We start from the raw sequence: 4,844 nt of genomic DNA on the forward strand, positions 1-4,844 counted from the left end.
CCGGCCAGCCGCTCGGCGGCTGGGGCGCCGCCCACGACGCCGGCGGCGGCGCGGGCTACCCGGGCGGCCCGGCCGGACCGCTCGGCTACCCGGCCGACTACCCCGGCGGCCCCGGCGGCCCGCGCAAGAAGCGCGGCGGCCTGGTCGCCCTGATCGCAGCCGTCGCGCTGGTCGCCGGCGTGGCCGGCGGGGCGCTCGGCGTGACCGTCGCGGACCGCAACGACCGCACCAACAGCGCCGACGACCACCGCAGCACCACCGTCCAGGCCAGCAACACCCAGAAGAACGAGCCCGCCCCCGGCTCGATCGCCGGCATCGCGCAGAAGGCGCTGCCCAGCGTCGTCACCATCAAGGCGCAGGGCAACGGCGAGTCGGGCACCGGCACCGGCTTCGTCTTCGACACCGAGGGCCACATCCTCACCAACAACCACGTGGTCGCGCCGACCCTCAACGGCGGCAAACTGACCGTCAAGTTCGCCGACGGCACGTCCTACAACGCGTCCGTGCTGGGCCACGCCGAGGGCTACGACGTCGCCGTGATCAAGATCGACAACCCGCCGAAGAGCAAGCTGGCCCCGCTTCCGCTGGCCGACTCCGACAAGGTCAACGTCGGCGACGCCACCGTCGCGATCGGTGCGCCGTACGGCCTGGAGTCCACCGTCACCAGCGGCATCGTCAGCGCCAAGGACCGCCCGGTCGCCTCCGGCGACGAGACCGGCGGCCAGTCCTCCTACATGAACGCCCTGCAGACCGACGCCTCGATCAACCCCGGCAACTCCGGCGGCCCGCTGCTCGACTCCAGCGGCTCGGTGATCGGCATCAACTCGGCGATCCAGTCCAACGCCTCCGCCAACGGCCGGGCCGGCAGCATCGGCCTCGGCTTCGCCATCCCGATCAACCAGGCCAAGTGGGTCGCCGACACCCTGATCAAGACCGGCAAGCCGGTCTACGCCAAGCTCGACGTGCTGCGCAACGACGACTACAAGGGTGATGGCGCGCAGATCCAGACCCGCGACATCCAGGGCCAGCCGGCCGTCACCCCCGGCGGCGCCGCCGACAAGGCCGGTCTCAAGCCGGGCGACGTCATCACCAAGCTCGGCGGAGTCCCGATCGACAACGGCCCCGCCCTGGTCAGCCGGATCTGGACGCACAAGCCCGGCGAGACCGTCGACGTCGAGTACACCCGCAACGGCCAGCAGTTCAACACCAAGGTCACCCTCGGCCAGCGGGACGGCGACAGCTGACCCCCACCCGCACGAAACGGTGTGCACCGAACCCCGCCGGACCCGTTAGGCTGACCTCCGCCTGGAGAGCTGCCCGAGCGGCCTAAGGGAACAGTCTTGAAAACTGTCGTGCGGTGACCCCGTACCGTGGGTTCGAATCCCACGCTCTCCGCTGGTTGGAGAACCACCTGCTCAGGGCGGGTGCCGAGATCACTCGGCACCCGCCTTTCGCGTTTGCGGCCGGCGGGGGTTGACCCTGACACGGTGGCAGGGGGTGGAGTGGGGGCACCATGTTGAACATCGGAGACTTCGCCAGCCACGGCCGGGTGTCGGTGCGGATGCTGCGCCACTACGACGCGATCGGGCTGCTGCGGCCCGCCAGGGTGGACCCGGTCAGCGGGTACCGGTCCTACGAGGCGTCCCAACTCGCCCGGCTCAACCGGGTGATCGCGCTCAAGGAGCTCGGCTTCACGCTGCAGCAGGTGCGGGCCGTCCTGGACGAGCAGGTGGACGCGGCCGAACTGCGCGGGATGCTGCGGCTGCGCCGGGCCCAACTCGCCGAGGCGATCGCCGCGGACGAGCAGCGGCTGACCAGGGTGGAGGCGAGGCTCCGGACGATCGAGAGCGAGGGGACCATGTCCGCACACGACGTCGTGCTGAAGCGGGTGCCGTCCGTCCGGGTGGCCGAACTGACCGCGGTGGCCGCGAGTTACGAGCCGGAGGACATCGGACCGGTGATCGGCCCGCTGTTCGCGGAGCTGTGCCGGCGGCTGGCCGAGGCCGGGATCGCCGAGGCGGGCCCGTCCGTCGCCCGGTACGAGGACGTGCCGGAGGGCGAGGGCGCGGTGCTGATCCGGGTGGCCGTCCCGGTCGGGCCGGCGGTGGAGCCGGGCCGGTACGGCTTCGCGGTGCTCGACCTGCCGCCGATCGAGGAGGCGGCGACGGTCGTGCACCGCGGCTCGATGGACGAGGCGATGGGGAGCTTCCAGGAGCTGGCCCGCTTCATCGACGCGAACGGCTACCGCTCGGCCGGCTACGCCCGGGAGCTCTACCTGGAGTGCCCGGACGACCCGGCGCGGTGGGTCACGGAGTTCCAGGAGCCGGTGGTCCGCCGGTAGGCCCTGCCCGGCCGAGGTCCACGCCCCGCAGATCCCGCCGGGGCCCACTTGCCGGGCCTCCGGCGGGCGGGCAGAGTGCGGTGGAGGCGGCGGGCGGCGAGTGGAGGCGGCGATGGGTGACCTGACGGACCGACTGGCGCAGGGCCTTCCGGCCGGGGCGGTGGTGGTGGATCCGGACGTGACCGCCGCCTACCGCCATGACATGGCCGGCTTCTGCGCCGCCGGTGCGCCCGCCGTGGTGGTGTTCCCGGAGACGGTCGAGCAGGTGCAGCACGTGCTGCGCACCGCCACCGCGCTGCGGGTGCCGGTGGTGCCGCAGGGGGCGCGGACCGGGCTGTCGGGGGCGGCGAACGCCGTGGACGGCTGCATCGTGCTGTCGATGGTGAAGTTGAACCGGATCCTGGAGCTCGACCCGGTGAACCGGATCGCGGTGGTCGAGCCCGGCGTCGTGAACGCCGAACTGTCGCGAGCAGCCGAGGAGTTGGGCCTGTCGTACCCGCCGGACCCGTCCAGCTGGGAGTCCTGCACGATCGGCGGCAACATCGGCACCGGCGCGGGCGGGCTCTGCTGCGTGAAGTACGGCGTCACCAGCGAGTACGTGCTCGGCCTGGACGTGGTGCTGGCGGACGGGCGGCTGCTGTCCACCGGGCGCCGGACGGCCAAGGGCGTGGCCGGGTACGACCTGACCCGGCTGCTGGTCGGCTCGGAGGGCACGCTGGGCGTGGTGGTCCGGGCGGTGCTCGCGCTGCGGCCCGCGCCGGCGCCGCAGCTGGCGCTGGCGGCGGAGTTCCCGAGCGCGGACGCGGCGGGCGCGGCCGTCTGCGAGGTGATGGCGCGCGGCCTGACCCCGTCGCTGATGGAGCTGATGGACGCGGTCAGCGTGCGGGCGGTCAACGACCTGGGGCGGATGGGGCTGCCGGAGACGACCCGGGCGCTGCTGCTGGTGGCCTTCGACGGGCCGGACCGGGAGGCCGGGCTGGCGCGGGTGGCGGAGCTCTGCCGGGAGGCCGGGGCGACCGAGGTGGTGCCGGCCGAGGACGAGGCGGAGTCGCAGCTGCTGCTGGAGGCCCGGCGACTGGCGCTGCCCGCGCTGGACCGGTTGGGCACCACGATGATCGACGACGTGGCGGTGCCGCGCTCCCGGCTGGCCGAGATGCTGAACGGTGTGGCGGCGATCGCCGAGCGGCACGCGCTGACCATCGGGGTGGTCAGCCACGCCGGGGACGGCAACACCCACCCGATCGTGATCTTCGACGGCTCGGACGAGGAGCAGGCTGCGCGGGCGCAGCGCTCCTTCGACGAGATCATGGCGCTGGGGCTGGAGCTGGGCGGCACGATCACCGGGGAGCACGGGGTGGGGCTGCTCAAGCGGGACTGGCTGGCACGCGAGCTGGGGCCGGTCGCGCTGGACCTCCAGCGACAGCTGAAGGCGGTCTTCGATCCGTTGGGAATCATGAACCCGGGCAAGATGGTCTGATGGTATTTCCCCCTATTCCAGTACGACTTTCCGATGGTCTGGGAATGGCCGGAAAAGTCGACATGGGAGGGTGGTCGAACTTTTTGGGGGCGCGTTTCCTGATTTTCCTGCGCCGGGGTGGTGCGCCTGGTGGTTCGCGTGATGGCGAAGCGCCCTACCTGGAGGGTCCTCCGAGAGGTCGCCGTTCGGGCAAAGTGCCAGCTCAGAGAGGTGCGTCGGCGCACTGTCCGATTTTCGGTCCGTTATGCGCAGCCCGGGTGGATATCACGCTAACGGGCGAAAACTGCCCCGCCGACTAGTGCTTTGTCGATTTGTTGCGGAAGTCTGTCTCTCGGCGTCGCAGCCAGCAGGTGTTCGTCTGGCCGGCGAACTCCCGCACCCCTTGCTCGACAATTGCACGATTTACAGCTTCTTGGAGGCTCTCATGGCTCGCATCCACACCCGCCGGGTGGCCGGACTCCTGCTCGCCGCCCCGCTCGCGGCCGGCCTGCTGCTGGCCGGGGCCGGTGCTGCGGCCGCCGACAACGGTGCGGGCGCCGCCGCCGGCTCCAACGCCGGCGTGGTGTCCAACGTCGGCACGGGCAACGTCTTCGGCGGGGTCGACGGCAACTACATCTCCACCCAGCAGACCGCCACCGGCGCCGGCGCCTCGAACCAGAACAACACCCTCGCGGTGAAGGACAACGCGGGCACCATCCTGGCCGGGCAGTCCAACAAGAACATCAACGTCGTGTTCGCCCCGATCTTCCACTGATCCGATCGGGCACCACCGACGGCGGGGGCGCCGGAGGTGGGCGGCCGCGGGTGAGCTGAGCGCTCGCGGAGAGGCTCGAACCAGTCTCCGGGCGGAATTCCCGCCCGGGCGCGGATCAGAACAGCGCATGACCGGCCAGCGGAAAGGGTCGCCGTGAAGCCGGCCTCGGGGGGGGGGGGGGGGGGGGGGGGGCGCGGGCCGCGCGCAGGCGCGCGCAGCAGGCCCCGACACCGCGCCCGCGCGCGCCCCCGCGCGCCGCGGCCCCCCCGACA

4 protein-coding genes and 1 tRNA gene are annotated in these 4,844 nt (G+C 72.2%); all 5 read left to right on the top strand.

The features are described 5' to 3' along the window. Nucleotides 1-1,244, top strand: a 1,244-nt coding sequence (locus ACFV6D_RS27275) for a S1C family serine protease (RefSeq protein ID WP_380561414.1), incomplete at its 5' end; no start/stop codon positions are given. A gap of 63 nt (nt 1,245-1,307) precedes the next feature. Further along, nucleotides 1,308-1,395, top strand: a tRNA-Ser gene (locus tag ACFV6D_RS27280). A 118-nt stretch (nt 1,396-1,513) separates the two neighbouring features. Next, nucleotides 1,514-2,341 carry a MerR family transcriptional regulator gene (locus tag ACFV6D_RS27285; RefSeq protein ID WP_380561416.1) on the top strand — a complete coding sequence of 276 codons (828 nt, stop codon included), beginning with the start codon at nt 1,514-1,516 and terminating at the stop codon, nt 2,339-2,341. A gap of 112 nt (nt 2,342-2,453) precedes the next feature. Beyond that, nucleotides 2,454-3,818: an FAD-linked oxidase C-terminal domain-containing protein gene (locus ACFV6D_RS27290; RefSeq protein WP_363370657.1), complete on the top strand. Its 1,365-nt coding sequence runs from the start codon at nt 2,454-2,456 to the stop codon at nt 3,816-3,818. Between the two features lie 424 nt (nt 3,819-4,242). After that, nucleotides 4,243-4,572: a hypothetical protein gene (locus ACFV6D_RS27295; protein WP_363370655.1), complete on the top strand. Its 330-nt coding sequence runs from the start codon at nt 4,243-4,245 to the stop codon at nt 4,570-4,572. Nucleotides 4,573-4,844 lie beyond the last annotated feature (272 nt).

This window comes from Kitasatospora sp. NPDC059812 (genome assembly GCF_042732075.1).
GTDB lineage: Bacteria > Actinomycetota > Actinomycetes > Streptomycetales > Streptomycetaceae > Kitasatospora.